Origin of the sequence: Rhizobium sp. 18055 (assembly GCF_902706285.1) — a bacterium.
In the GTDB taxonomy this organism is placed as follows: domain Bacteria; phylum Pseudomonadota; class Alphaproteobacteria; order Rhizobiales; family Rhizobiaceae; genus Rhizobium.
On sequence record NZ_CACSKD010000007.1, the window covers coordinates 107,646 to 133,689 of the forward strand.

Genomic DNA, 26,044 nt, shown 5'->3' on the forward strand with positions numbered 1-26,044 from the left:
CCAATCGAGGGCGCATGTGAAGTCTAAGGCCCTGCCCTGTCAACCCAGCCGTGCGCCCGGAACGATCAGGCAGCAGCGTCGCGTATCACCGGATCGGCCACCTGTTGTCGCTCGATCGCATTCGGACCACCGTTCACGAGTGCCTCGATATCCTGGCGCGGCGCGGGTCGTCCGAACAGGAAACCCTGCACCTGCAGGCACCCTTCGCGGCGCAGGAAATCGATATGCTCTTCCTTCTCTACGCCCTCTGCCAGCACCGGAATATCGAGGCTTTGTGCGAGGATGAGCGTCGAGCGGACGATGGCCGCCGATTGCTTGTTGGTGACCACGCCATCGATGAAGGCCCGGTCGATCTTGATCTTGTCGAACGGAAAGCTCTGCAGCGTCGAGAGCGATGAATAGCCGGTGCCATAGTCGTCCATCGCCACCCGGACGCCAAGTGCTTTGAGGCGGCGGATCGCGGTCAGTGCATGCGCATGGTCGGCGATGATGCCGGACTCGGTGATTTCGACTTCAAGGCGGGAAGGCTCAAGCCCGGTGTCCTTGAGGATCTGCTGCACGGTCTGCGGCAGGCGGCTATCGGCCAGTTGCTGCGGGGCAACGTTGACGGCAATGCGCAGCGGGTTCGTCCATGTCGCGGCTTCCGCGCAGGCGGTGCGCAGCACCCACTCACCCAGTTCCATGATGAAGCCGGTCTTTTCGGCGATTGGAATGAACTCGTTCGGCGATACATAACCCCGCGTCGGATGCCGCCAGCGCAACAGCGCCTCGAGCCCGATGACCTCGCGACTGACCGTATCGTTCTGCCGTTGGTAGAACAGTAGAAATTCGTTTTGCTTCAGGCCCTCGCGCATCTCGATGGCCAGAGCACTGCGTGCCCGCACCGCTTCGTCCATGGAGGGATCGTAAAAGCAGATGCTGCCACCGACCGTCGTCTTTGCCCGGTACATGGCGACATCGGCCTGCGACAGGAGATCGTCGACCGTTTTCGCGCGGTCGGGGAAGCTGGATATCCCGATGCTGGAACCAACGCTGAGAATCTGCCCGTTCCATTCCACAGGCAGTTGGATATCGTCGAGCAGACGCTGGGCAAGTGCCGGCACTTCGGCGAGCCCCTTCTGATCGACGGCAATCACCACGAACTCATCGCCACCGACACGCGCCGCGAACTGTCCCGCCTCGGACACCTTGTTCAAGCGCTCGCCGATGGCGCGCAGAACGGCATCGCCCGCTGCATGTCCGTGCACATCGTTGATCTCCTTGAACCGGTCGAGATCGAAACAGAGAACCGCAATGCGATCGGCTGGATTGGTCAGCCTCTTCGTCAGTGCCGGGAGATGTTCGTTGAGCGCTGCCCGGTTGGCGAGATGGGTCAGCGGATCGTGCAGCGACAGATGACGATAGCGCGCAACGGCCGCCGTCGTCGATTGCATGTCGAGGATGTAGGTCGATGCTCCAAGCAGCAGGATGATGATCATCACCGCGCCGACGAGAGCCGTCATTACGCCGACCGACAGAATTTCGGCAGGAACGGCAACGCTGGAATCGGGGACGACGGTCATGCCCGCCATGCCGATGAAATGTGTGGTGACGATCGCCAGGATCAGCGGGACGGAGGCGCCGAGTTTGGTCGAAAGCTTGCTCGAACGCGCCACGCGATTGGTCATCAGCGCGCCGAACAGAGCGCCTGAGATCAGCGAGGCAACCACATAGCGCTGGTCCCACTCGATCTGGCCCGCCACCTTGAAACCGGTAATGCCGACATAATGCATGGCCGCGACGCCGAGCCCGACGATGGCGCCACCGGCCTCGACAAGCCGGCTTTTCTCGTGGCGCACCGATGCGACGCCGAAGCCGATCATTGCCGAGGTGATGCCGATGAACAGCGACAGCAGCGTCAAACCGGGTTCATACCCCGTCAGCACCGATGCTCGATAGCCGAGCATGGCGATGAAATGCGTGGTCCAGATCGTCGATCCGCCGACGAAGCCGGCGAGGAACAACCAGTTGAGCTTCTGCAGACCCTGTGTTCGCCGCACACGCGTGAACAGCCGGACCGTCAGCAGCGAGCCGAGCAGACAGATGACAGTTGCGATGAGCAGATGTGAAAGGCTATGTTCGACTGCAATACAGGAAATGACGCGGAGCATGAAATCGGACCAGATTGATATTGCTCTGTCATAGCGACTTCGACATTAGCATTCATTAATTGTCCCGCCATTCCAGTTGTATAGTTAAACCTTGACAACGATTTGCAACTTATGGCTTGCGCCGCCGCGAGAAGTTCGCCGGCTGCTTGTTGCAGTGCAGAAGGTGGAGCCGAAAGCGCCATTCCGATCAGCCGCTGCTTGCCATCCAGCCGCAACTAGACTATAGCGCACGCGTCCGCGCAGACACCCTTGGAGGCAATGCGGATGAGGATGGGGTAACCCGCCTCCAGTTTCGTGGCAGGCTTAGCCGTCGCGGAGCTCTCCATATAACCTCGGAAGGAAAAGTCATGAGCCAGAAAAGTTACGAGCTCAAGGCCGAGGCGCGCGAACGGGTTGGTAAGGGGTCCGCCCGTGAACTTCGCCGCAATGGTCTAATTCCAGCTGTCATCTATGGTGACAAGCAGGCCCCAGTTTCTATCACCCTCAACACCAATGAGGTAACGAAGCGCATCCACGCCGGCGGTTTCATGACCACCGTTGCAACGATCGACGTCGACGGCAAGAAGTACAAGGTTCTGCCGAAGGACTACCAGCTCGATCCGGTCCGCGACTTCACGATGCACGTGGACTTCCTGCGCGTATCCGGCAACACCCAGGTCAGCGTCGCGATCCCGGTTCACTTCATCAACGAAGAGAAGTCCCAGGGCCTCAAGATCGGTGGCGTTCTCAACATCGTTCGCCACGATGTCGAAGTTCATTGCCCGGCTGATGCCATCCCTGAGTTCTTCAATATCGACCTCAGCGGCAAGAAGATCGGCGACAGCATCCACATTTCCGAAGTCACCCTGCCAAAGGGCGTGACCACGGTTATCGACCGCGACTTCACGATCGCGACGATTGTTGCTCCGGCAGCAGGCGTTTCGGAAGAAGAAGAAGCAGGCGAAGCTGAAGCTTGATCGCTTGAATGATTTGTAAAGTATAAGGCCCGCTTTCTCGCGAAAGCGGGCCTTTTCATTTGCTTGGAAGGGAGCGCTTCAACATCGATTAAGACATTTCATAGAAGCATAGGTCATCGTTCACGTAGGCGTAGCAGCTGTGGACCAGGAACCTTTGCGGCAAGGAGCAGACGCAGGAAATGCATAATTCCGTTCAGAACAGATTTCTAGGAATTGTGTTTGGCGCACTTCTGCTCTTGGTAACCCCGCTCTTTATTCTTTTCCTGTTTTTGTCGTCGGAGCGCGCGGAGAAGGAAATCCGCGACCACATCTCGGTTCTTCTGGTGGCCAACTCCCAGGCGCTTGCAAAACCACTGTGGGATCTCGACGAGGATAGCGTCGCGCAGATCAGCGCCACCGTCGTCTCACAGGCGTTGATCGTCAAGGTTCAGGTAAGCGATCATTCCGGCCAGCTTGACGTCACACAATCGACGATCCCGAAATCATTTCACGGCGAACTGGTTCAGGTTTCCCACGCCATCATCTATTCCGCATTGGATGGCCCGAAAAACCTCGGCTCGATTTCCGTATCCTATCCGGCGCCCGGCTTGTTCTCCGGTCTGCAGCAGGAAGAGATCGTCTTCATGTCGATCTTCATCTTCGCCGTTCTCATCGTCTTCAGCGCCGCCCTCATCGGCAATCGCATCTTCCTCGTCCGGCCGTTGATGCGCCTGATTGCAGCAATCGAGGCAACTGGCCAGCTCGGCTCGCGCCACCATGTCGATTGGCGCTCCAATGACGAGATGGGCCGCCTTGCCCGCAGCTTCAACGAGATGCAATCCAAGCTGGAGAGCGAAGAGCAGGAGCTCAAACTCGCGCACCGTCGCGCGATCGATATTTACGATCTGACACCCGCCATGCTGTTCTCGCTTGACGAAGACGACCGTATCACCGCCGTCAGCGACTATTGGCTGGCCGCCACAGGATATGAACGCCACCGCGTTATCGGCGCCCGTTTCACTGATCTCGTCACGCAAGACACCCGCGAAGCCTTCCTCGGCCGCAACGACGAACTCGGCGGCGGCAAGGCCGTGGACGTGACAGTCAAATTCCTGTGCGCCGATGGTCGTGTGATCGATGTTCTCATCCTGGAATCGAAAGCGTCAACCGGCGGCCACGATGTCCTGTCGCTCTCGGTCATGACCGATGTGACCGCGCTCAAGGCCTCCGAGGCACGCAATCACAAGCAGGCGATCACCGACCACCTGACAGGCCTTCTCAATCGTCAGGGCTTCGAAACCATTCTTGACGGCAAGATCCGTGCGGCCGATGCCGCCAATCAGGAACTGGCCTGCCTGTTCGTCGATCTCGATCGGTTCAAATGGATCAACGACAACCTCGGCCACGCCGAAGGTGACAAGGCGCTCCGCGAATTTGTCGGCCGATTGAAGACCAAACTCGCACCGTCAGACGTGGCCGCCCGCCTCGGCGGCGATGAATTCGCCATCCTGCTGCCAGCCAAGGATGCTGCGGAGCGCGCCGACATCATGGCCGAGATGCTCGCCTCCATCTTCAGCGAGCCTTTCGGCACCGATATGCACCTCAGCGCCAGCGTCGGCATCGCCATCTATCCCCGCCACGCCGACAACGCCGCCGAACTGCTGCAGAAGTCGGATATGGCCATGTACGCCAAGAAGCGCGATGGCAAGAACGGCGCACAGCATTTCGACAGCGGCATGATCGATCATGCCCGTGCCCGTGCGGAAATCGAAAGCTGCATCGAGATCGGCCTGCTCGAGGACTGGTTCGAAGCCTACCTGCAGCCGATCGTCAACCTCAACGGCCGCGGCATCGCCGGCTTCGAGGCGCTGATGCGTCTCAACCACCCGCAGAAGGGCCTGATGGCGCCGGCCGAGGTCATCAACGTCGCGGAAGAGACCTCGAAGATCATTCGGGTCGGCAACGTCATCATGGAAAAGGCGATCGAGCACCTGGCCAACCTGTCGGCGCTTCCCGGCATGCAGGACAGCTATCTCGCCATCAATTTCTCGCCGTTGCAGTTCGAATCCTCGCTGCCCGCTCGCCTCGCCAGTTTCCTCATGCGGCACAGCATCCACCCCGAGCGGATCGTGGTCGAGATCACCGAAGCCGTGCTGATGCACAACAACCCGGAAATTCGCAAGGTCGTCAGCGATCTCCGCCAGTTCGGCTGCCGGATCGCCCTTGACGACTTCGGCACAGGCTACTCGTCGCTGAGCTATCTCAATCGCTTCCCTGTCGATATCATCAAGATCGACCAGTCCTTCACCCGTTCGATCAACGACGCCAACGACGACATCAGGCACAAGAGCCGGACGCTGGTCGAAAGCATCACCACGCTGTCGCACAAGATGGGTTGCACGGTGATTGCCGAGGGCATCGAGACCGAACAGGAATGCAGCACGCTGTGCGAAATGGGTCTCGACTATGGCCAGGGCTATCTCTTCCATCGTCCGCAGACCGTCGCCCAGCTGATCGATAAAATGGCAGGCCGAGAGCCCGCACTCGCACGCGCATCGTAAACGCATAGGAGAAGGCAAGATGATGAAACGCCTGCTGTTTGTCGCTCTCCTCGGTCTTCATTCTGTCAGCCATGCCAACGCTGCCACCGTCAATCTGGTCACCGAGGATTACCCGCCCTTCAGCTATCGCGAGGGCAGCGAACTCAAGGGTGCGTCCGTCGATCAGGTCGAGCTGATGATGCGCGAGGCGGGGCTCGAAGCCAGGATCGAGATCATGCCCTGGACACGCGCCTATGCCGCGGCACAGACGACACCGATGACCTGCGTTTTTACGACGGCACACAGCACCGAACGAGACGGACTGTTCAAATGGGTCGAGCCGCTGCTGGTCGATGACAACATTCTTGTTGCCAAGGCTGGCTCAGGCGTTGAGGCGACGAGCCTGGAGCAGGCAAAGCAATACACGGTCGGCACCCATCGCGGCGACTACACACAGAACCTGCTCAAGGAAAAGGGCTTCTCGAAGATCGACGTCGCGACCGATTTCTCAGCAACGCTCCGCAAGCTGCTGAACGGCCGCATCGATCTCATGCCGATCTCGCAGCTGTATTTCGAGAAAATGAAAGCTGATCAGCCGCTGGTACGCATCGCCCTGCTCTCCTCCCAGTCGCTGGGCATCGCCTGCGAAAAAAGCTTCCCGGATGAACTTCAGGCAAAGATGCAGGCAGCACTCGACAAACTGATCGCCGATGGCACGCAGAAGGCGATTTTCGCCAGGTACGGCCTGCACCCGCAGAACTGATTTGCCCCGGCCAGCACGCTTGCGCTTGACTTTGGCGCCGTTTCGCGGTGGTGAACGTCCACACACCCTTGCCCAAACATTTCCGCGAGGAATGAACGCGCCATGCTTGTTATCGCCGGCCTCGGCAATCCCGGCAGCCAATATGCCGGCAACCGCCACAATATCGGCTTCATGGCCGTGGATGCCATCCACCGCCGCCACAGCTTTTCGCCATGGACGAAGAAGTTCAAGGCCGTGATCTCCGAAGGCGAGATCGCAGGCGAGAAGGTGCTGCTGATCAAGCCGCAGACCTACATGAACCTGTCGGGCGAATCCGTCGGCGAGGCGATGCGCTTCTACAAGCTGCAGCCCTCCGACATCGTCGCCGTCTACGACGAACTGGATCTTGCGCCCGCCAAGGCCCGCATCAAGACCGGCGGCGGCCATGGCGGCCACAACGGCATCAAGTCGCTCGACGCCCATTGCGGCAAGGAATACCGCCGCCTGCGCCTCGGCATCGGCCATCCCGGCAACAAGGATCTGGTGCAGCATTACGTGCTCGGCGATTTCGCCAAGGTCGATCGGACCTGGCTTGAGCCGATGCTCGAAGCCCTGGCCGACAATGCCGAGATGCTGGTGAGAAATGAAGATTCGCAGCTGATGAACAAGCTGGCGCTCGCCGTCGGCGGCAAGGCCGACGAGGACAAGCCGCAGAAGACGCAGCCAGCCGCCAAGCAGGCCACCGACAAGCCCGCAGGCAAGTCGCACATTCACCAGGCCCGCAACAGCGCCCAACCAAAGAAGCTGCCGACCACCGGACCGATGGCCGAAATGCTGAAGAAGATGTTCGGCAACAAGGGCGAGTAACGGTGACGGAACATTCCCTCACCATTCGACCCGCCGAACAGCGCGACCTCGCAGGCCTTCTGGCACTCTATCGCGAACTCAACCCTGCAGATCCCGTGATGGACTCAATATCCGCCGAAGCCCGCTTCGAAGCTATGCTCGGCCACCCGGGAATGCAGGTCTTCATCGGCTTTGCCGGCAGCACCGCAGCCGCCTCCGTCACGTTGGTCGTCATTCCCAACCTGACCAGACAAGGCGCGTCCTACGCGCTGATCGAAAACGTCATCACGGCAGCGCACTACCGCAAGCGCGGCTACGCTGGAGCGCTGATCGCACATGCCATCCAGGCGTCATGGGATGCCGGCTGCTACAAGGTGATGCTGCTGAGCGGATCGCAAGACCCGGCAACGCTGCGCTTTTACGAGAATTGCGGTTTTACGCAGGACAAGACCGGCTTCCAGATCCGCCGCCCTTGAGCCTACTCCTCCGGCTCGGTCCTGAACATCAGCGGAAACCCGGCCTCCTTGCCGAAATCCGTCGCTTCCTTGGCCTTGGTCTCGGCGATGTCTTTCGCGCAGACGACGACCACGGCACTGCCGAGCTTGTGCGCCGTCAGCATCACCCGGTATCCGGTCTCTTCGCTCATCCGGAACACGGCCTTCAGCACCGCAGTCACGAATTCGCGCGGCGTAAAATCGTCATTGACGAGAATGACCTTGTAGAGCTTCGGTCGATCCAGCTTCGGTTTCGACTTCACTTTTGGCTTCAGGCCAGCGTCGTTGTCACTCATCGGGCAATCCATCCGTTGATGACAGGGAAATGAGCGAGCGTACGCTCAGCCCGCTGATTATATTGCACTGCAAGCGCAGCTTTCAAGCGAAACCGGCTTTGATCACGAGAGATATGCTCGAAAAGCTTGACCCGGAGGCGGCTTTTACCCCATACGCACGGCCAAGGAATTCAAGAACAGCAGGTTTCAGGCCATGGGCTTTAAATGCGGTATCGTCGGTCTGCCGAATGTCGGCAAGTCCACCCTCTTCAACGCGCTGACCAAGACGGCGCAGGCGCAGGCGGCTAACTATCCGTTCTGCACGATCGAGCCGAACACCGGTGAAGTCGCCGTTCCCGATCCGCGCATGCAGAAGCTTGCAGCGATCGCCGGCTCGAAGGAAATCATCCCGACCCGCATCTCCTTCGTCGATATCGCCGGCCTCGTGCGCGGCGCGTCCAAGGGTGAAGGCCTCGGCAACAAGTTCCTTGCCAATATCCGCGAAGTCGATGCCGTCGTGCACGTGCTGCGCTGCTTCGAAGACGACGACATCACCCATGTCGAAGGCAAGATCAATCCGGTCGGCGATGCCGACACGATCGAGACCGAGCTGATGCTCGCCGACCTCGAAAGCCTGGAACGCCGCGTCGAGCAGACCCGCAAGCGTGCCGCTTCCAAGGACAAGGAATCGCTGGCCCAGCTGCCGGTCATGGAAGCCGTCATCAAGCTCCTCAACGAAGGCAAGCCGGCCCGCATCCTGCTGAAGTCGCTGGCAGCCGAGGACATCGAGGTTCTCAAGGGCCTCAATCTGCTCACGTCGCATCCGGTTCTCTACGTCTGCAACGTCGCCGAAGGCGATGCTGTCGATGGCAACGACCATACCAAGGCCGTGGCCGTCATGGCCAAGGAACAGGGCGCCGAATGCGTCATCATCTCGGCCGCGATCGAATCCGAAGTGGCGCAGCTGCCGGAAGAGGAGTCCAAGGAATTCCTCTCGGCTCTCGGCCTTGAAGAAGCCGGTCTCGACCGCCTGATCCGTGCCGGTTATCACCTGCTCGACCTGATCACCTATTTCACCGTCGGTCCCAAGGAGACCCGCGCCTGGACCATCGTCCGCGGCACCAAGGCGCCTGCCGCTGCCGGCGTCATCCACACCGACTTCGAACGCGGCTTCATCCGCGCCTTCACCATCGGCTTCGACGACTACATCGCCTTCAAGGGTGAAGTCGGCGCCAAGGAAGCCGGCAAGGGTCGCGACGAAGGCAAGGAATACGTCGTCCAGGACGGCGACGTCATCCACTTCCGCTTCAACACCTGAGACACAATGAACAAGACTGTCGCCTACGCGGGCGGCAGTCTCGCCTGCATCGTGGCAGGCAGCAGGCGCATCACGAAGCGCCTGAGCGGCATCCAGCCGGTGCCGATCACCAACACGATGATACCGACCGTCAGAAGCGTGATGAACACGTAGGTATCGACCTGCGCATTGCCCTGGCGAAAGATGCCGTAGAGCGCCGCTCCCAACGATACCAGCCCTGATGTGACGAATGCGCGCCGGTCGATGATCAGGCCGATCAGCATCAGCGCCGCCACCGTCACCACCACCACAGGCGTGCGCATCGACACCGTTTCCAGCCCGGCCAGCGTCCCCCTGCCGCCGAAATCGGACAGCGAGATGACGCTGTAGAGCAGCGCCGGTGCGGCGCCGAGATGCAGCCAGAAGGCAATGTCGGCATTGATCGTCAGGCGAAGCGGATCCTTGAGATCGAAACGCATCGCCAGCGCAAACAGCCCGACCGCGCAGACCACGGCCATCATCGACAGCACGCCGGCATGATTGAGCGCAAACAGCGGGTCGCCGGTCAGCCATCCGAGCAAGCGCAGCACCAGTTGCAGCAGCACCACCAGCGCGCCCATGATCGCCAGCGCCAGTGCCAGCGGGATGCGGTAGAGCAGGTAGAAGAGGCCGAGAACGACAGGAAAAGCCAGCGTGTACTGCAGCCCCTCATTGTTGTCGCCAAGCCCGATGATCTGTGGCGAGCCCTGCAGCAGGACCGCCGAGACGAAACCCGTCCAGACCGCCAGCGCAATGGTCAGCGCCACCGCCGGCAATGCCAGCCTCTGGCGGCGCACCAGGATTTCCGCCAGGACGATGATCGCAGGCAGCACCGCATAGATCGAGGCAATGCCCCAGAGCCCCGCCAGGGCGACGACGATGCCGATAGTGATCAGCACATCGTGGAAGCCGCGCACGAAACTCGGCGTCTCCGTATCCGAAAACGCCTCCATCTCCCCGCGACGGACCGCAGACCTGTTCTCGGCCTTGACGCCGCGCTCAATCAGAAATGGCAGAAGCCGATCGGCCACCTGGGTCGGGATGATCCCTTCCCGCTCGGCCTCATCGAGGATCAACTTCAGTTCGGACATATCAGAAATCTCGCAGGAATCGTTGAGTCATGCCGCATGCTATTGTAATCGTGGTGAAACGCCTATGACGCGGAGACGAATTTGTCCGATCTGATCCTGGCCTATGAGGATTTCCATCCGGGCCGTCGCTTCATGCTTGGCCCGAAGGCAGTGCCGGCCGAGGAAATCATCGAGTTCGCCCGCGAGTTCGACCCGCAGCCGATGCATCTGGATGAGGCAGCCGGGCGCGCCAGCATTCTCGGCGGCCTCGCGGCCTCCGGCTGGCACACCTCGGCCATGTTCATGCGGATGATGACCGACAGCTATCTGCTCGCTTCGCTATCCGAAGGCGCGCCGGGCATCGATATCATGGAATGGCGAAGGCCTGTGCTGGCAGGCGACACGATCTCCGGCCATTCGACCGTACTCGAAGCACGCCCGATGCGCTCCCGCCCCGGCATCGGCATCGTCAAGTTCCGCCACGAGGTCGAAAACCAGCGCGGTGAACTGGTCTGCGTCTCCGAAAATTCGATCATGTTCCGGATGCGGCAGCAGGCGGAGACAAGAATATGAGAATGGTGGAACGCTACGCGATCGGCGAAAAGACCGACATCGGCAGCTACGGCTTCACCGAGGAGAACATCATCCACTTCGCCACCCGCTTCGATCCGCAGCGCTTCCATATCGACAGGCAGGCAGCCAAGGAAAGCCTGTTCGGCGGCCTCTGCGCGTCCGGCTGGCATACGTGTGCCGGCTGGATGACGACCTTCGTCGCCTATTGGATCGCCGAAAGCAAAAGGCTGGCCCGCGAAGGGCACGCCCCCCCGAAGCTCGGCCCCGCCGCCGGCTTCAAGAACCTGCAGTGGATACGGCCTGTTTTTGTCGATGAAACCGTCGATTACGCCGTTACCCTGCTGGAGAGCCGGTCGCTTGCCTCGCGGCCGGGGCGTATCCTCAACACCATCCTTTGCGAAGGTTACGTCGCCGGTGCCCCGGTCATCCGCTTCGAAAGCAGCGTCATCGAGTTCGAATAGGGACCGGCCTGATCATCAGTGCCCGGAGAATTCGACCAGCGTCCGCACATCGACGCCGAGCTCCTCCAGCTTGGCGCGACCGCCAAGATCCGGCAGGTCGATGACGAAGCAGGCCGACACCACTTCGGCGCCAATCTGCCGCAGCAGCTTGGTCGCCCCGACAGCCGTGCCGCCGGTGGCAATCAGGTCGTCGACGAGAATGACCTTCTCGCCCGGCTGCACCGCATCGACATGCATTTCCATCTCGTCCACGCCATATTCAAGGCTATAGGCGATGCGCACCGTCTCATGCGGCAGCTTGCCCTTCTTGCGGATCGGCACGAAGCCTGCAGACAGCTGATGTGCCACGGCACCGCCGAGAATGAACCCGCGCGCTTCCATCCCGGCAACCTTGTCGACCTTCATCCCCGCATAGTTCTGCACCAGCTCATCGACTGCACGGCGAAAGGCACGCGCATCGCCGAGCAAGGTCGTGATATCGCGAAAGATGATGCCGGGTTTGGGATAGTCGGGGATGGAGCGGATCGATTTGACGAGATCGTTTTCAACATAAGCCATTGGCAGAGGAACGCCTTGTTCATTGAAGATTCTGCGCGCAAATTGATCTGCGAACGCCGGATTGTCCATAGCAAGTTTCGTCGCATCAGCGACAATTCCATGGGCATGCCTGCGGTATTGATCCACTCAGGCATAGGGGTATGATGGGGGTATTAAAGATATCACCGGCAAAGGCGGATACCCATGCAGCCAAAGGTGAAGATAACCGATTTTGCAATCTGGTTTAAACATATCGAGGGGTCTGATCTCCTTGGCCGCTTGCAGACGCTGAAGGACGACGAAGAGGTCAGCCTTGAAGTCGATGGCGTTATCGGCCGGTGGAAACGCATGAAGACCGGCTCCGACGGCCGTCGCACCGACGGCATCCGTCCGCACGGCAGCATGAAGGATGTCTGGAATGGCTGGTACAAAGCACGTCGCGGCGACCTGCTGAACGTCCGCGAGGTGGTCGTTGCCGATGATTACCTCGCCTCGGTCACCAAACTCTTCCCCGAATGGCAAAGCCCCGAGGACGAAGAGGCTTTCCGTGATCTGTAAGCGCTACGATACGGTCGTTGTCCCCTTCCCTTTCGCAGACATCCCGATCCTCAAACGCAGGCCAGTTGTTGTCCTCTCGGGCAGAAGCTTCAATGTGACAAACCAGGCAACCGTCGTGGCGATGATCACAACCGCCAAGGCAAGCAGTTGGCCGAGCGACATCCTTCTCGGCGATCTCCAGACCGCAAACCTTCCCGTTGCCTGCGTTGTCAGATGGCGGCTGACGACAGTGCCAAACGATCTCATCCTGCGCCACCTTGGCGCGCTCGGTCCACTGGATCGCCTCGCCTGCGAACGGGAATTCGCCAACATGTTGATTTGACCGTCAGCATAAAAAAGGCGGCCCGGGAGCCGCCTTTTCATCACGTCCGAGCCAGCGCTCAGTGTTCCTTCCTTGAGTACACCGACCGCTTCGTCAGGTAGATCAGCACCGTGAAGATCAGCAGGAACACCATGACCATGAAGCCGGTGTGCTTGCGCTCGACCAGATGCGGCTCTGCGGCCCACATCAGGAACGAGGCGACATCCTTGGCATACTGATCGACCGTACCGGCCGTTCCGTCGTCATAGGTCACCTGGCCATCGGACAGCGGTGGCGGCATGGCAAGAACTGCGGCTGCATGGAAGTACGGATTGTAATGCTGGCCCTGCGAGATCTGGAAGCCTGCCGGGGGCGCTTCGTAACCGGTCAGAAGCGCGTGGATATAGTCAGGCCCACCCTCCTGATATTGCGTGAAGATGTCGAAGACGAACTGCGGGAAACCGCGCTCCACTTCGCGCGCCTTGGCAATCAGCGAAAAATCGGGCGGGGCAGCGCCGTTGTTGGACGCAGCCGCCGCTTGCGCATTGGCGAATGGCGACGGGAAGTAGTCGGATGGAACCGCCTTGCGGGTGTACATGTCACCGGCAGCGTCCGGGCCATCCTGGACTTCGTAATTGGCCGCGAACGCCTTGACCTGGGCATCCGAGTAGCCGAGATCGCTGAGCTTGCGGAACGGCACCAGATTCATCGAATGACAGGCCGCACAGACTTCCGTGTAGACCTTCAGACCGCGCTGAAGCTGTGCCTTGTCATAGGTACCGAACGGACCGGCGAAGCTCCACTCGACCTCCTTCGGCTCCTTCAGCGGATAGTGGGGCGTTGCCGCCTCGTGGTGTTCTGCCGGCTTTGCGTCCTCTGCAAAAGCTGCAGTCCCGAGACAGCTGACGACGGCGAGTGACAGTATGCTTGCAACAAGCTTTTTCATCGTGTGTTTTCCCTCTCGCCGCCCGCTCATGCCTTGGCCGCTTCGGCCGCGACAGACTTGTTGCGCTTTTCCAGCACCGCTTCCGTGATCGAGTTCGGCAACCGGCGCGGCGTCTCGACGAGACCAAGCACCGGCATGACAACCAGGAAGAAGGCGAAGTAAAGCAGCGTACAGATCTGCGAGATGGTGGTGTAGAGGCCTTCCGCCGGCTGCGAACCGAGCCAGCCGAGGATGATCGCGTTGATCACGAACAGCCAGTAAGCCATCTTGTACCAGGGGCGATAGACGGCCGAGCGCACCTTGGAGGTATCCAGCCAAGGCAGGAAAAACAGCACGATGATCGCGCCGAACATCACGAGCACGCCAGCGAGCTTCGAATCGATCGGGCCGATGTTGAAGGTGATCGAGCGCAGCATCGCGTAGAACGGCAGGAAGTACCATTCCGGAACGATATGCGCCGGCGTCTTCAACGGGTCGGCCGGAATGTAGTTGTCGGCATGACCGAGGAAGTTCGGCAGGTAGAAGACGAAATAGGCGTAAACCAGCAGGAACACCGAGACGCCGAGCGCATCCTTCAGCGTCGCGTAGGGCGTGAACCGGACCGTATCGGTCTTGGTCTTCACCTCGACGCCCGTCGGGTTGGTCTGGCCGGTGACATGCAGTGCCCAGATATGCAGCACGACGACGCCGGCGATCACGAACGGCAGCAGATAGTGCAGCGAGAAGAACCGGTTCAGCGTCGGATTATCGACCGCAAAGCCGCCGAGCAGGAACTGCTGCACCCATTCGCCGACCAGCGGGAACGCCGAGAAGAAGCCGGTGATGACGGTAGCACCCCAGAAGGACATCTGACCCCAGGGCAGAACATAGCCCATGAAGCCGGTCGCCATCATCAAGAGGTAGATCAGCACGCCGAGGATCCAGAGGATTTCGCGCGGTGCCTTGTACGAACCGTAATAGAGGCCGCGGGCGATGTGCAGATAGACGGCGACGAAGAAGAACGATGCGCCGTTGGCATGCATGTAGCGCAGCAGCCAGCCATGGTTGACGTCGCGCATGATCTTTTCGACGGAGTTGAACGCCACCGTCGTTTCCGCCGCATAGTGCATGGCAAGCACGACGCCTGTCAGGATCTGAAGGATCAGCATCACCGACAGCATGGCGCCGAAGGTGTAGGCATAGTTCAGGTTGCGTGGAACCGGATAGGAAACGAAGCTGTCATAGACGAGACGAGGCAACGGCAAGCGTGCATCGATCCACTTCTCGAGGCCGGTTGATGGCTCGTAGCTGGAATGGCCACTCATGAATCAGTCCCCCTCAACCGATCTTGATCTTTTTATCGGAAACGAACGAATAGGTCGGAATCGCGAGGTTCTGCGGTGCCGGGCCTTTCCGTATGCGGCCGGCCGTATCGTAGACCGACCCATGACAGGGACAGAACCACCCGTTGTACTCGCCGGCCTGGCCGAGCGGAACACAACCGAGATGGGTGCAGGAACCGATCATCACGATCCAGTTTTCCTTGTCCTTGCCGGCAGAACGATCGACACCCGTTGCCTGAGCGTCGGCCGTGAGATTGGCATTGCGCGCAACCGGGTCCTTCAGTTCGGACATCGGCACCTCGTCCGCAGCCTTCACTTCCTCAGGTGTACGGTTGCGGATGAAGATCGGCTTGCCGCGCCATTTGGCGGTCAGCGACATGCCGGGCTCGAGGCTCGAAACGTCCACTTCGATGGAAGCCAGTGCGAGCGTAGAAGCATCGGGGCGCATCTGGTCGATAAACGGCCAGGCGACCGCAACGGCGCCGACGGCGCCTGCCATACCCGTGGTTAGATAAAGGAAATCACGGCGTGTGGGCTCGCTAGAGACCCCGCCTGTCGTTTCGTGTTCGCTCACGGCTTAACATCCTCTGCCCAAATTTCGCGGAATTTCCGCGCAATCCCTCCAAGGCGACGAATCTGTCATGACAAAATTCGAACATAGATTCCCCACCCACTAAGGCGCGTTCTATTATTGATCGCAAATTATGTCCAGCCTTGGCAAGGGATGTGGGCACAATGTCGCGGGCTTTGACAGTTGATTCTTTAGGACAATCGCGCCGTTGCAACAGTGCTGCGTTGCAACATATCGGGGGCCGTGATACGCCGCCTCGATATTCTTCGCTCACGCCCGGTGCCAGCCAATGAGACACACTTTATTCTGCGTGGGAAGTGTTCTCGTCTCACTGCTGCTTGCGGCGATCTCTTTGCGTTATGTAACGCACACTTGGCTGCTTGCGCTCATCTATAGCTTTCAGGTCCACTTTGCGCTAGCCGCCCTCGCCGCCAGCCTCATCCTGCTGCTCGTCAAGCGCCACTGGTATGCCTACATGCTGGTGACGGTGGCTGTCGTCCTGCTCGGCCACGGCATCTTGATGCTGAAGGCGTTTGAGGCGGCGCCAGCCGCAGCCGCCGCTACATCTCGACCGATCCTCAGGCTGATGTCCTTCAACATCGAAAACGACAATTTCGAAAACGGCGCCCGCATCGCCGACGCCATGCTCGCGTCCGGCGCCGATGTGGTCAATATCCTCGAGGCGGCGCCGCTGAAGTCGGAAATCCCCCGCCTGTCCAAAACCTATCCTTACCACATAGGCTGCGGCGTCGGCACCGATGGGTGCGACACGCTGATCTTTGCCAAACAGCCGTTTCTCGACCAGTCGGTCAGGAGCATCGGCGATCTATGGCCGAACCGTCTCGTGCAGGTGGCGATCGATTTCGCCGGGACCAGGGTGAATTTCGTGTCAGTTCACCTGGCAAAACCCTATTTCGACGATTTCCAGGTCGATGAACTCGGCGACCTCAAGGATATTGTCGCCGCAATCGACGGACCGCTGTTGCTGGCCGGCGACTTCAATTCGGCCATCATCGATCCGCATATCCAGGACTTCGTCCGGACATCCGGCCTGAACACGATCTTTCCAGAACCCTCCACCTGGCCGATCAAGGCAGGCAAGATCGGCATCGCCATCGATCACGTCCTGGCCCGCCCGCCGCTGCGGCTCACCGCGGTGACGCAGATCGAAGACAACGACGGCTCCAACCACTTCGGCCTCATGGCCGAGATCGCCATCGATCGCTGAACGTCGGCCCGCCGACAGACTTCCCGGGCTATAGAGTCATTGAGACAATCTGCCGGAGAAGGTTTCTGTCAGGACAAGGGCGATCGGGCTACGCCTCTTCCAGATCCGCGGCCAGGAATCCGCCCGACTGCCGCGCCCACAGCTCCGCATAGAGCCCGCCATCGCGCAGCAGCGCCTCGTGGCTGCCCTCCTGAATGATCCGGCCCCTATCGACGACAACCAGCCGGTCGAGCGCCGCGATCGTCGATAGCCGGTGTGCAATCGCCAGAACCGTCTTGCCATCCATGATCTGGTTGAGATTGTCTTGGATCGCCTCCTCCACCTCCGAATCGAGCGCCGACGTCGCCTCGTCGAGCACCAGGATCGGCGCATCCTTGAGCATCACGCGGGCAATGGCGATCCGCTGCCGCTGACCGCCCGAAAGCTTCACCCCACGCTCGCCGACATGCGCGTCGAAACCCTTGCGCCCCTGCTGGTCCTCCAGCCGATCGATGAAGCCAAGCGCTTCGGCACGCCGCGCCGCCTCGATCAGGCCTGCCTCGCCGGCGTCCGGTCGTCCGAACAGGATGTTGTCGCGCACCGAGCGATGCAGCAGCGACGTGTCCTGGCTGACGACGCCGATCTGCATGCGCAGCGATTCCTGCCGTACGGAGGCGATGTCCTGCCCGTCGATCAATATCCGCCCGCCCTCGAGATCGTAAAGCCGCAACAGCAGGTTGACGAGCGTCGACTTCCCCGCCCCGGACCTGCCAACGATGCCGACCTTTTCGCCGGGCTGGATCGTCAGCGAGAAATGATCGATGACGCCGCTGCCCTTGCCGTAATGGAACGATACGTCCTCGAAGCGGATACCGGGATGGACAATCGCCAGATCCGGCGCATGCGGACGATCGACCAGGCCAAGCGGCTTGGAGATCAGCTCGGCCGAATTCTGGATGGTGCCGAGATTGCGCATGATGCCGTTGAACTGCGTCATCAACCGGCCGAGCAGGAAGTTCAATCGCAGCACCAGCGCCAGCGAAAACGCAACGGCACCGGCACTGATCAGCCCCTGCAGCCACAGATGCACGCTCAGCCCCGCCATCATCACGATCATGATGCCCGACAGCAGCGCCATCGAGGCGCGCACGCCGGTGATGAACCGGGTGAACAGCAGCACCGTTTCCTGAAAAACGTCGAACCCCTGCCGCATGTAGCGGTCGGTCTCCTCGTCGCGGGCAAACAGCTTCAGCGTCTGGATATTGCTGTACGCATCGACCATCCGGCCGTTGAGCATCGAGCCGGCCTCGGCCGTATCGCGCGAATGCCGGCGGATGCGGGGCACGAAGTAGCGGGCCAGCACGCCGAAAGCGATCAGCCAGCACAACACCACGATTGCCAGCGAGATATCGAGCCGCGCCACCAGCACCAGCGTCGTCGCCGCATAAATGCCGACGAACCAGACGCTCTCCATCAGCGACGTCACCAGATCGCCGGTCGCCTGCCCCGCGCCCCAGACCTTGGTGACGATGCGGCCGGAGAAATCGCTCTGGAAGAACGACAGCGATTGGCGGGAGACGTGCAGATAGGATTGCCAGCGCGCCAGATTGTAGAAGCCCGGCGTGATCACCTGCTGATCGACCAGCGCAATCAGAAGCTGGACGATGAAGCGAACGATGCCGATCAGGATCAGCATCCCGAACAGTTCGAAGCCATGCGCGGCCAGCAGCCCGTTCCAGCCGACATCGGGCTTGATGCTGGCAAGGATATCGACCACGCGGCCGACGAACCAGAACAGCGCCGCCTCGATCGCCGCCGACATCCCGCCCAGAACGAGCATGGCGATGAACGGCGCTTTGGCCTGGCCGATATAAAACGCGATGAACCCGAGCGTCGATCGCGGCGGCTGAATGTTGTCGCGCGGTCGGAACGGATCGATCCAGGTTTCGAAGGCATGAAAGAGTCGATTTAGAAGCATATTTGCGATATAGGCTTATCTGCCGGATCGGGAAAGGAATCCTCCCGCCGGACCAGCCTTATATTTTCGTAATGATTGGTAACTTCGGCGGCATCGTCGTTGATTGGGACATGTCCCGCCACAATGTCGGAGTAGCCTGGGATTTCACGGGAGACGGCCACAATGCAAAACAGGACACTCGTGTCGAGTATTCCATTGCCTTTGGCGGAAAAGCTCGACGCAGTCATCGAACACCTTGATGTAACATGTGATCAGATCGTCGCGGAAGCGATTGCCGCATGGATCGACGGCGAAGAACAACGCCGCTTGATGGCATTGCGTACCATCGCCTTCGCCAGCAGCATGGCAGTCGAAGGCCACAGGATCATCGACTGGGCAGACAGCCTTTCCGCCGACCGGCACTGAGCAGTGCCCGGAAGCCCGACCAACAAGAAAACGCCCTCCCGATATCCCAGGGAGGGCGTTTTCAGTTTTACGTCTCGTACAAATCCGTGTCCGGCCGGAATTCCGACCAGCTGGTTGTCACCGCCTGTCAGCCGCCATAGGCGCGGGCAACCCGAGCGCCGAGCGCGCGGGCGGCCGAATGGATCGGCTGGTGGCGCGCCTCCGAAGCGACACGGATCGCAGCATCTTGGCCTTCACCGAGCCTGAATTGCCCCAGAAGTTCGATCAGCGCGGCGGCTTCTCGCGCCAGGCTATGGGTGGCAGCCGTCGTCTGCTCGACCATCGCCGCATTTTTCTGAGTGCCCTGATCCATCTGGTTGACGGCGACATTGATTTCGCTGAGGCCGGTAGATTGTTCGCGCGAGGTGCTGACGATGGCCAAGACGTTGCTGTTGATTGACTGGACCTCGGAGACGATCACGGCAAGCTGCCGGCCGGTCTCGCCGACAAGCTCCACCCCCTGACGCACCTGATGGCTCGATTTGGTGATCAGCGCCTTGATCTCCTTGGCGGCATTTGCGGAGCGCTGGGCCAGCTCGCGCACTTCCTGCGCCACAACGGCAAAGCCCTTGCCGGCGTCACCGGCGCGTGCCGCTTCAACGCCGGCATTCAGCGCCAGCAGGTTGGTCTGGAAGGCAATGTCATCGATCACGCCGATGATGTTGGAGATCCCGTTCGAGGAGGTTTCGATGGCCTCCATGGCTGCCACGGCCTGCCCCACGATCTCGCCGGAGCGTTCAGCGCCGCTGCGGGTATTTTCAACCAGTTGCCCGGCCTCCCCGGCCCGGGCAGCCGAATCCCTGACCGCGGTCGTCACCTGCTCCAGAGACGCCGCCGTCTGCTCGACGGAGGCTGCCTGCTGCTCGGTACGCTTCGACAGATCATCGGCGGCTGCGCGGATCTCGTTGGCGCCGGAATCGATCATCCGGGCATTCTCGCCGACCGCGCGCAACACCCGCTGCAACCCGCCGACCGATTCGTTGAAGTTGGTGCGCAACTGCTCAAGCTTGCCGACAAAGCCCTGCTCAAGCCGGAAGGTCATATCGCCGTCCGAAAGGCTCTTCAGCCCGCGCGCCAGATTATCGACGGCGAAGGAGACGTCTGCCGCATCGCGGGCCTTCTGCTCCTCGCGCGCGATCCGCTCGCGCTCGCTCATCGAGCGATTGGCTTCTGTCTCGCGCGCCAGACGTTCGCGCTCCAGCGCGTTCTCGCGAAAGACGGAAACGGCGGCGGCCATCTCGCCGATCTCGTCACGGCGACCGGCGTAGGGAATGCCAGCCTGGTTGTCGCCCGCCGCCAGCGCATTCATCGACTGGGTAATCGCCCCGATCGGACGCGTGACGCGAACAAGGCTTAGAACCGCCGCACCGATCGCCAGAAGGACGGCGATCATCACTCCGGCGATGGTCGCGATCGTCACGAACTCCGTCGTGTCGGCCGCAGTCTTCTTGTCGTTGCCGGCAGCGGCCTGGTTGTCGGCAATCATGCCCTGCAGGATATCGCCGGCATCGTTGCCTTTCGGCGTCATCTTCTCGATGACGGCTTTGGCATCGTTGCTTCGTGCAGCAACGACAAGCTCGGCGAACTGGTCGCCGAGCTTGTCGTAATCCGCAATAATGGTCTTGAGCTGTTCGAACCGCGGCCGCGGGCCGGACGACTGCGCATGTTCAAACGTCGCGATCGCGTTTTCACGGGCCGCGGTGGCCGCCTTGATCTGAGCCAGGAGATTCTTCTGCTCCTCATCGCTGGTGGCGGCGAACGTCGCAAGGTAGAGGCGCCGGACGTCGGACATCCGGCGCTCCATCTCCGCGATCATCAGCGACTTGTCCATCCGCACGCTGATGCTGTTGGCCTGGCCATTGAGCTGCCACACCGACCGCATGCCGGCCGCGCCCTGGGCGATCAGTATGATGACGATGAAGACAAAAAGAGTTGGTATTAAAACCTTGATCTTGAGAGAGTTCATGAGGGACACCTGAAATGTTTCAAAAAATGATTAAATCGATGAAACCCTTGTGCCAGTTCTCACTAAATAAAAACTTACCACTATGACGTGTTCTTCAGCATTTCCGCACCACGACATCGACGTCCAAGCGCGTCAAACGCTCGAAAGCCTGCATTCCCGACATTTTTCGAAGCCCGCCCCGACCGATGGCGGGGCGGGCGGCGTGCGTTATTCTGCCGCAGCCTCTTTGTGGGTGCCGTCGTCCTCTGAATGATCGGCAAGGAAGCCGCCCGACTGCCGGTTCCACAGATCGGCATAGACGCCACCCTCCCGCACCAGATCAGGATGCGAGCCCGCCTCGATGATCTTGCCCTTGTCGAGCACGATCAGCCGGTCCATCTCGGTCAGCGTTGACAGGCGGTGGGCGATGGCGATGACCGTCTTGCCTTCCATCAGCGCAAACAGGTTCTCCTGGATCGCCGCTTCCACTTCGGAATCGAGCGCCGAGGTCGCCTCGTCGAGCACCAGGATCGGCGCGTCCTTGAGGAACACGCGGGCAATCGCGATACGCTGCCGCTGGCCACCCGAGAGCTTCACCCCGCGCTCGCCGACCTGCGCATCGAGCGCCTTGCGCCCATGCATGTCGACCAGACCTTCGACGAACTCCCAGGCATTCGCCCGCTTGGCCGCCTCGATCACCTCGGCGTCCGTTGCATCCGGACGGCCATAGGAAATGTTGTCGCGGATCGAGCGATGCAGCAGCGACGTGTCCTGCGTCACCACCCCGATCAGTTCGCGCAGGCTCTCCTGCGAGACATGCGCGATGTCCTGCCCGTCGATGGTGATGCGACCGCCTTCCAGATCGTAGAAGCGCAGCAAAAGGTTCATCAGCGTCGTCTTGCCGGCGCCGGAGCGGCCGACCAGGCCAACCTTCTCGCCCGCCTTGATGTCGAGCGACAGGTTGTCGATGATCCCCTTGCCCTTGCCGTAGTGGAAGCCGATCCGGTCGTAATGGATCGCACCCTTCTTGGCGGCAAGCGGCAGCGCACCCGGCTTGTCCAGGATGTCGTGCTGCTTGGTCATCATCTCCATGCCGTCATAGACCGTGCCGATGTTCTCGAACAAAGCCGAGACTTCCCACATGATCCACTGCGACATGCCGTTGACGCGCATGGCGAGACCGATGGCGATGGCAATGGCGCCGACGGAAATCCCGCCATTCAGCCAGAACCAGATCGACAGCCCCGAGATCACCGCCAGCGCCACGCAGTTGTTGATGTAGACCGATGCATGGAACATCGTCACCTTGCGCATCTGCTGGTGCACGGTCTGCAGGAACTGGTCCATGCCCTCCTGGGCATAGGTCTCTTCCCTGCCCGCATGCGAAAACAGCTTCACCGTCGCGATGTTGGTGTAGCTGTCAACGACGCGGCCGGTCATCAGCGAACGCGCATCCGCCTGCGTCGCGGCAATCTTGCGCAGCCGCGGCACGAAGTAGGCAACGATGGCGACATAGACGCCGAGCCAGGCGAGGATCGGGATCATCAGCCGCCAGTCGGCAGCCGCAATCACCACGATCATCGAGATGAAGTAGCTGATGACGTAGACGAAGACGTCGAGGATCTTCATCACCGTCTCGCGCACGGCAAGCGATGTCTGCATCACTTTCGTAGCCACGCGTCCGGCGAACTCGTTGGCGAAGAAGGTCATGCTGTGACGCATCAGGAACCGGTGCATCTGCCAGCGCGCACTCATCGGATAGTTGCCGATCAGCACCTGGTGCATGATGACGGAATCCGCCACCGCAGCCATTGGCAGGCCGATCAGGATCAGCGCGCCCATCCAGATCAGCTTGTGGCCTTCGGTCTGCATGAAGGTCGCAGGATCGGCATGCGTCAGCCAATCGACGATATTGCCGAGGAACTGGAACAGCGCCACCTCGCCGACGGCAATCAGCATCGTCAGCACAGCCATCGCGGCAAGCCAGGGTGCCGCGGGCTTGGTGTAGTGCCAGCAGAAGGCAAACAGCCCCTTCGGCGGAACCGTAGGTTCCTCGCTGGGAAAGGGATCGAGACGCTGTTCAAACCAGCCAAACATCAAAGTGCTCCGAACTTCAGCGTTCCGGTCCCGGCCGGCGCCTGGGCGCAACAGCTCATATGGGAACCGGACGTTCAAGGGACGAGGCCAAGCCGGCCGCGCAATGGATTAGAAATGGGAATTCAGGAAAGAAGGACGCCTCAGGAGCGTCGGATCGCCACAAGTCGCATATTTGCGGACGGGAGGCACACATGCAGCAATGTTTTCATCTTGGCGCTCCCTTGTTGGCGATTGAAGATATGCACCAATAACGCGAAATTGACTAATATTCCAGCCCCGAATTGCCATAAAACCGAACATTCGGCCCAAAATCACGACTGTTGCGCTAAAATCACAGTTGCAATACCTGTGCCTGCACAACACGGATCACACGGCATCGACCATGGCAGACCTCAGAGTAGCGCTCTATCAACCTGACATTCCAGGCAACACCGGCACCATTCTGCGGCTCGCCGCCTGCCTCGGCTTTGCCGTCGATATTATCGAACCGGCCGGCTTCGACATCTCCGACCGCAACCTGAAACGCGCGGGCATGGACTACATCGCCGCAGCAGCCCTGACCCGCCATGTCAACTTCGACCAATTCGAAAGCTGGCGCCAGACCACCGGCCGCCGCCTCGTGCTCGCCTCCACCAAGGCATCCGGCCGCTACACCGATTTCCAGTTTCGCCCCGACGACATCCTGCTGTTCGGCCGCGAAAGCGCCGGCGTTCCGGACCATGTCCACGACAAATCGGACGCCCGCATTCTGGTGCCGATGGTCGAAGGCCAGCGCTCGCTCAACATCGCCGTGTCAGCCGCGATGATCGCAGGAGAAGCAATGCGGCAGACCGTCTGGGCTTGATTTTTGTCATCTGCCGCACAAATGCCGGTTCAGCCGCGCAATATGTCGCGAACGGCGTTGTGAAATTGCCGGACCGGCGTATAGTTTTTAGCCGGGCAATCAAAAAATCAGGCCAAGAGCCACGATTTCAATGATTTGGCTTCACTTCAGATTCGAAAAACTGCGCCTCGGCGAAGGTGCCAAAAGATAAAAGAAGACAAGACGGCATGGAATCCACAATCGTCATGATCAATCTGTTCGGTGCCGTAGCCCTGCTGCTGTTCGGCCTCGCTCAGGTGAAGGATGGCGTGTCGCGAGCCTTTGGCGCCCGGCTGCGGACCGGGCTGGCCTCAGGAACCAAGAGCAGCGTCCGCTCCTTCCTGTCCGGCTTCGTCGCCACCATTGCCCTGCAGAGCTCGACGGCAACCGCGATGATGGTGTCGTCCTTCGTCGAGCGCGAACTGGTCAAGCCCCGCATGGCGCAGATCGTGCTGCTCGGCGCCAATGTCGGCACCGCCGTCACCGCCTGGATCGTCGCCACCGGCATCGAGTGGCTGTCGCCGCTGGTCATTCTCACGGGCATCGTGCTCTACCGCGGCGCCTCGACCGCGCGCCAGGGTGGTGGTCAGGCGCTGATCGGCATCGGCCTGATGCTGCTGTCGCTGCATCTGCTCAGCAGCGCCACCGAACCGATGCGCCAGTCGCCGGCGCTGTCGGCCTTTATCGGCCTGCTCGACAACGCCTGGCCCGTAGCGCTGGCCTTTGCCGCCGGCATCGCCTTCATCTCGTCATCAAGCCTTGCTGCCGTCGTGCTGATCCTGTCGCTGGCCTCGACAGGCATCCTGTCTGCCGGCCTCGTGATCGTGCTGGTGCTCGGCGCCAATTTAGGTGGCGCCATTCCCCCGGTGATTGCCTCGCTGTCCGGCCCGGCATCCGCCAAGCGCGTGACGATGGGCAATCTGATCGTGCGCGGCATCGGCTGCCTGATTGCCCTGCCCCTGGCCGGTTACGGCGCCGATCTGCTCGAGACACTACCGCTGGCACCGGCCAAGCTCCCCGTGGATGCCCATCTCGGCTTCAACCTGATCCTCGCAGCGCTGGCCTGGCCCTTCTCCCGCCTGCTCTCGAAGCTGATGCTGAAGTTGGTGCCCGATGATGCCCAGACCGACAATGCCCCCAGATATCTCGACCCGCAGGAACTCTCGACGCCCGTCGTCGCACTCGCCAGCGCCACCCGCGAAGTGCTCGGCGTCGGCGACCTGATCGAGCGCATGCTGCAGCGCGCCGGCGATGCCTTCGAGCGCAACAACATGTCGAAGCTGACGGAGATCCCGGCGCTCGAACAGCGCGTCGATAGCCTGCAGCAGGAGGTGAAGATCTACCTCTCCAAGCTCGGCCGCGGTGGTCTCAGTGAGGAGGACGGCCGCCGCTCGATCGTCATCATCGATTACGCCATCAATCTCGAGCACATCGGCGATATCATCGAGAAGGGCCTGCTGCCGCAGGTCGCCAAGAAGGTCTCGCTCGGGCTAAAATTCTCGGAGGACGGCTATGGCGAACTCAGCAAGCTGTTCCACCTGACGCTGGATAACCTGCGCATCGCCCAGACCATCTTCGTCACCCGCGACTTCAATCTGGCCAGGCAGCTGATGGAGGTGAAGGTCGAGGTGCGCCGCATGGAGAAGCAATCCTCCGAGCGCCATCTGGAGCGCCTGCGCGACGGCCGTGCCGACAGCCTGCAGACCAGCTCGCTGCATCTCGACATGTTGCGCGACCTGAAGCGCATCAACGCCCACATCGTCTCCGTCGCCCATCCCATACTCGATGAAAGCGGCCTGCTGATCGAAAGCCGCCTGCGCAAAGCGGCTGAATAGACCGGCCTGCTGAACAGCC

General features: G+C 60.6%; 24 protein-coding genes. 14 read left to right on the top strand and 10 right to left on the bottom strand.

Annotated features, from left to right (window positions below; genetic code table 11):
• Nucleotides 1-65: 65 nt before the first annotated feature.
• Nucleotides 66-2,150 carry a bifunctional diguanylate cyclase/phosphodiesterase gene (locus tag GVL52_RS14290; protein WP_160008170.1) on the bottom strand — a complete coding sequence of 695 codons (2,085 nt, stop codon included), beginning with the start codon at nt 2,148-2,150 and terminating at the stop codon, nt 66-68.
• A 347-nt stretch (nt 2,151-2,497) separates the two neighbouring features.
• Here GVL52_RS14290 and GVL52_RS14295 point away from each other — a divergent pair, with 347 nt between their 5' ends.
• From GVL52_RS14295 to GVL52_RS14315, 5 genes are all read left to right on the top strand, one after another.
• A complete protein-coding gene (locus GVL52_RS14295) occupies nt 2,498-3,106 on the top strand; it encodes a 50S ribosomal protein L25/general stress protein Ctc (RefSeq protein ID WP_160008172.1) in 609 nt (202 codons plus the stop codon).
• Nucleotides 3,107-3,285: 179 nt separating this feature from the next.
• Complete coding sequence (locus GVL52_RS14300) at nt 3,286-5,646, top strand: bifunctional diguanylate cyclase/phosphodiesterase (RefSeq protein WP_160008174.1); 2,361 nt, start codon at nt 3,286-3,288, stop codon at nt 5,644-5,646.
• 22 nt (nt 5,647-5,668) lie between these two features.
• Nucleotides 5,669-6,388, top strand: coding sequence for an ABC transporter substrate-binding protein (locus GVL52_RS14305; protein WP_160008497.1), 720 nt, complete (start codon nt 5,669-5,671; stop codon nt 6,386-6,388).
• A gap of 102 nt (nt 6,389-6,490) precedes the next feature.
• The gene (pth, locus tag GVL52_RS14310; protein WP_160008176.1) at nt 6,491-7,234 is read left to right on the top strand and encodes an aminoacyl-tRNA hydrolase; all 744 of its coding nucleotides are present in this window, start codon (nt 6,491-6,493) and stop codon (nt 7,232-7,234) included.
• A gap of 2 nt (nt 7,235-7,236) precedes the next feature.
• Nucleotides 7,237-7,689 carry a GNAT family N-acetyltransferase gene (locus GVL52_RS14315; protein ID WP_160008178.1) on the top strand — a complete coding sequence of 151 codons (453 nt, stop codon included), beginning with the start codon at nt 7,237-7,239 and terminating at the stop codon, nt 7,687-7,689.
• A gap of 2 nt (nt 7,690-7,691) precedes the next feature.
• On the opposite strand, the gene clpS is transcribed toward GVL52_RS14315, so the two are convergent.
• On the bottom strand, nt 7,692-8,003 hold the full coding sequence (clpS, locus tag GVL52_RS14320) for an ATP-dependent Clp protease adapter ClpS (protein ID WP_160008180.1): 312 nt from the start codon (nt 8,001-8,003) through the stop codon (nt 7,692-7,694).
• Nucleotides 8,004-8,196: 193 nt separating this feature from the next.
• Between clpS and ychF the strand changes: the two genes are divergently transcribed.
• The gene (gene ychF / locus GVL52_RS14325) at nt 8,197-9,300 is read left to right on the top strand and encodes a redox-regulated ATPase YchF (protein ID WP_160008182.1); all 1,104 of its coding nucleotides are present in this window, start codon (nt 8,197-8,199) and stop codon (nt 9,298-9,300) included.
• Nucleotides 9,301-9,323: 23 nt separating this feature from the next.
• On the opposite strand, the gene GVL52_RS14330 is transcribed toward ychF, so the two are convergent.
• The gene (locus GVL52_RS14330) at nt 9,324-10,409 is read right to left on the bottom strand and encodes a hypothetical protein (protein WP_160008184.1); all 1,086 of its coding nucleotides are present in this window, start codon (nt 10,407-10,409) and stop codon (nt 9,324-9,326) included.
• A gap of 81 nt (nt 10,410-10,490) precedes the next feature.
• Here GVL52_RS14330 and GVL52_RS14335 point away from each other — a divergent pair, with 81 nt between their 5' ends.
• A complete protein-coding gene (locus GVL52_RS14335; RefSeq protein ID WP_200847822.1) occupies nt 10,491-10,961 on the top strand; it encodes a MaoC family dehydratase in 471 nt (156 codons plus the stop codon).
• Nucleotides 10,958-11,422 (top strand): MaoC/PaaZ C-terminal domain-containing protein, encoded by a 465-nt coding sequence (locus tag GVL52_RS14340; RefSeq protein ID WP_160008186.1) that lies wholly within the window; start codon nt 10,958-10,960, stop codon nt 11,420-11,422. The genes GVL52_RS14335 and GVL52_RS14340 overlap by 4 nt, the downstream gene beginning before the upstream one ends.
• 15 nt (nt 11,423-11,437) lie before the next feature.
• On the opposite strand, the gene GVL52_RS14345 is transcribed toward GVL52_RS14340, so the two are convergent.
• Complete coding sequence (locus GVL52_RS14345) at nt 11,438-11,980, bottom strand: adenine phosphoribosyltransferase (RefSeq protein WP_160008187.1); 543 nt, start codon at nt 11,978-11,980, stop codon at nt 11,438-11,440.
• Between the two features lie 183 nt (nt 11,981-12,163).
• On the opposite strand from GVL52_RS14345, the gene GVL52_RS14350 reads away from it, so the two are divergent.
• Together GVL52_RS14350 and GVL52_RS14355 are read left to right on the top strand one after the other, a co-directional pair.
• Nucleotides 12,164-12,517: a hypothetical protein gene (locus GVL52_RS14350; RefSeq protein WP_160008189.1), complete on the top strand. Its 354-nt coding sequence runs from the start codon at nt 12,164-12,166 to the stop codon at nt 12,515-12,517.
• Entirely contained in the window at nt 12,438-12,839 is a 402-nt protein-coding gene (locus GVL52_RS14355; RefSeq protein ID WP_244619174.1) for a type II toxin-antitoxin system PemK/MazF family toxin, read from the top strand. The genes GVL52_RS14350 and GVL52_RS14355 overlap by 80 nt, the downstream gene beginning before the upstream one ends.
• 58 nt (nt 12,840-12,897) lie before the next feature.
• Here GVL52_RS14355 and GVL52_RS14360 read toward each other — a convergent pair whose 3' ends face one another.
• The 3 genes from GVL52_RS14360 to petA are packed head-to-tail and all read right to left on the bottom strand — an operon-like array spanning nt 12,898 to nt 15,660.
• Complete coding sequence (locus tag GVL52_RS14360) at nt 12,898-13,764, bottom strand: cytochrome c1 (protein ID WP_160008193.1); 867 nt, start codon at nt 13,762-13,764, stop codon at nt 12,898-12,900.
• 26 nt (nt 13,765-13,790) lie between these two features.
• Nucleotides 13,791-15,068, bottom strand: coding sequence for a cytochrome b N-terminal domain-containing protein (locus tag GVL52_RS14365; protein ID WP_160008195.1), 1,278 nt, complete (start codon nt 15,066-15,068; stop codon nt 13,791-13,793).
• A 13-nt stretch (nt 15,069-15,081) separates the two neighbouring features.
• Nucleotides 15,082-15,660 (bottom strand): ubiquinol-cytochrome c reductase iron-sulfur subunit, encoded by a 579-nt coding sequence (gene petA / locus GVL52_RS14370; RefSeq protein WP_160008197.1) that lies wholly within the window; start codon nt 15,658-15,660, stop codon nt 15,082-15,084.
• Between the two features lie 286 nt (nt 15,661-15,946).
• Here petA and GVL52_RS14375 point away from each other — a divergent pair, with 286 nt between their 5' ends.
• Entirely contained in the window at nt 15,947-16,885 is a 939-nt protein-coding gene (locus tag GVL52_RS14375) for an endonuclease/exonuclease/phosphatase family protein (protein ID WP_160008199.1), read from the top strand.
• An 88-nt stretch (nt 16,886-16,973) separates the two neighbouring features.
• Here GVL52_RS14375 and GVL52_RS14380 read toward each other — a convergent pair whose 3' ends face one another.
• Nucleotides 16,974-18,842 (bottom strand): ABC transporter ATP-binding protein, encoded by a 1,869-nt coding sequence (locus GVL52_RS14380; protein WP_160008201.1) that lies wholly within the window; start codon nt 18,840-18,842, stop codon nt 16,974-16,976.
• Nucleotides 18,843-19,004: 162 nt separating this feature from the next.
• Between GVL52_RS14380 and GVL52_RS14385 the strand changes: the two genes are divergently transcribed.
• The gene (locus tag GVL52_RS14385) at nt 19,005-19,247 is read left to right on the top strand and encodes a hypothetical protein (protein ID WP_200847823.1); all 243 of its coding nucleotides are present in this window, start codon (nt 19,005-19,007) and stop codon (nt 19,245-19,247) included.
• Nucleotides 19,248-19,374: 127 nt separating this feature from the next.
• Here the strand turns inward: GVL52_RS14385 and GVL52_RS14390 are convergent, their stop codons facing one another.
• Complete coding sequence (locus GVL52_RS14390) at nt 19,375-21,252, bottom strand: methyl-accepting chemotaxis protein (protein ID WP_160008203.1); 1,878 nt, start codon at nt 21,250-21,252, stop codon at nt 19,375-19,377.
• A 207-nt stretch (nt 21,253-21,459) separates the two neighbouring features.
• Nucleotides 21,460-23,328 (bottom strand): ABC transporter ATP-binding protein, encoded by a 1,869-nt coding sequence (locus GVL52_RS14395; protein WP_160008205.1) that lies wholly within the window; start codon nt 23,326-23,328, stop codon nt 21,460-21,462.
• 382 nt (nt 23,329-23,710) lie between these two features.
• Between GVL52_RS14395 and GVL52_RS14400 the strand changes: the two genes are divergently transcribed.
• Both GVL52_RS14400 and GVL52_RS14405 read left to right on the top strand, forming a co-directional pair.
• Nucleotides 23,711-24,172, top strand: a complete 462-nt coding sequence (locus GVL52_RS14400) for a tRNA (cytidine(34)-2'-O)-methyltransferase (protein ID WP_160008207.1) — start codon at nt 23,711-23,713, stop codon at nt 24,170-24,172.
• A gap of 206 nt (nt 24,173-24,378) precedes the next feature.
• Complete coding sequence (locus GVL52_RS14405; protein WP_160008209.1) at nt 24,379-26,025, top strand: Na/Pi cotransporter family protein; 1,647 nt, start codon at nt 24,379-24,381, stop codon at nt 26,023-26,025.
• Nucleotides 26,026-26,044: the final 19 nt, after the last annotated feature.